Raw genomic sequence first — 1195 nt, 5'->3', positions numbered from 1 at the left:
CGCGGCCACCGGGCGTCTCAGCAGCATTGTCACTGCCAGTGTGCAAAATCTGCACTATACCTTCGACAGTCTGGGCAACCTGACTCAACGCAAGGATCTTCTTCAGAACAAAACCGAAAACTTTGTCTATGACAGCCTCAACCGCCTGACCGGGATCAACGGCAGCGCCGGCGTTCCCAGGCGCAGCTTCAGCTACTACGCCAACGGCAATATCAGAAGCAAAGACAACCACACCTACCAGTACAACAATACCCGTCACATCCATGCCGTCACCGATGACGGGCTGTACAGGTACAGCTACGATGCCAATGGGAATATGCAAACCGGCGCCGGGCGCAGCCTGACCTGGGATCATCGCAATCGACTCACCCAGGCCACCAAAGGGGGGGTCACCAGCAGCTTCGCCTACGACGCCAACGGTGCCCGTTACCAACAAACCCGCACCACCACCAACAATACCCCATGGACATCTTTGCCCTGCAACATTAGCGGTCAGACCGTCACCAACGCCCAGGTGCCTGCCGGTGACGCCCTGGACTGCGGTTCCAGCACGGGGTTGATCGTCAGCCAAGGCAGCTTCACCGTCAACAATGACGCCATTGCCTGCTTCCACGCCCCCCTGATTCAATTAAAAGCCGGTTTTTCCGTCAAACTGGGTGGCTACCTGCGTGCAGGTTCCAGTCTGAGCAGCGCCTGTAACAGCCACATACCCCAGACCGAGACCATTCGTTACCTGGGCGGGGTAGAACAAGTGACCCACCCCAATGGCAGCCTCAGCTACCGTCACCTGATTCAGGCCAACGGCCAAACCGTGGCTATCCACATCACGCACAGCAACAGCCCGACCGAAACCCGCGTGCTGTTCCACGACCACATTGGCTCACTCGACGTGATTACCGATGCCAACGGAAACATCAAGGAACGCCCCAGCTTTGAAGCCTGGGGTAACCGCCGTGCCTCCGACTGGAGCACCAACCCCGCATCGACAAGCGACGAACCACGGGGCTTCACCGGTCACGAACACCTCAATGGCCTGGGGCTGATCCACATGAATGGCCGGGTCTACGACCCCAGCCTGGGGCGGTTCCTTTCCCCGGACACCGTCATCCAGTTCCCCAACAACAGCCAAAGCTACAACCGCTACAGCTATGTGCTCAACAACCCCTTGAGCTATACGGATCCGAGTGGGCATTTT

Annotated in this window: 1 protein-coding gene; it reads left to right on the top strand. The window is 58.3% G+C overall.

Features of this window, described 5'->3' with window-relative positions; all coding sequences use genetic code 11:
* Positions 1-40 precede the first annotated feature (40 nt).
* On the top strand, positions 41-1195 hold a 1155-nt coding region (locus tag ACOCD2_RS20815; protein WP_293653350.1), incomplete at its 3' end, for an RHS repeat domain-containing protein.

It is taken from the genome of Thiolapillus sp., from assembly GCF_048562965.1.
Taxonomy (GTDB): domain Bacteria; phylum Pseudomonadota; class Gammaproteobacteria; order Chromatiales; family Chromatiaceae; genus Thiolapillus; species Thiolapillus brandeum_A.
This window is presented reverse-complemented; position numbering and strand designations above follow the sequence as displayed.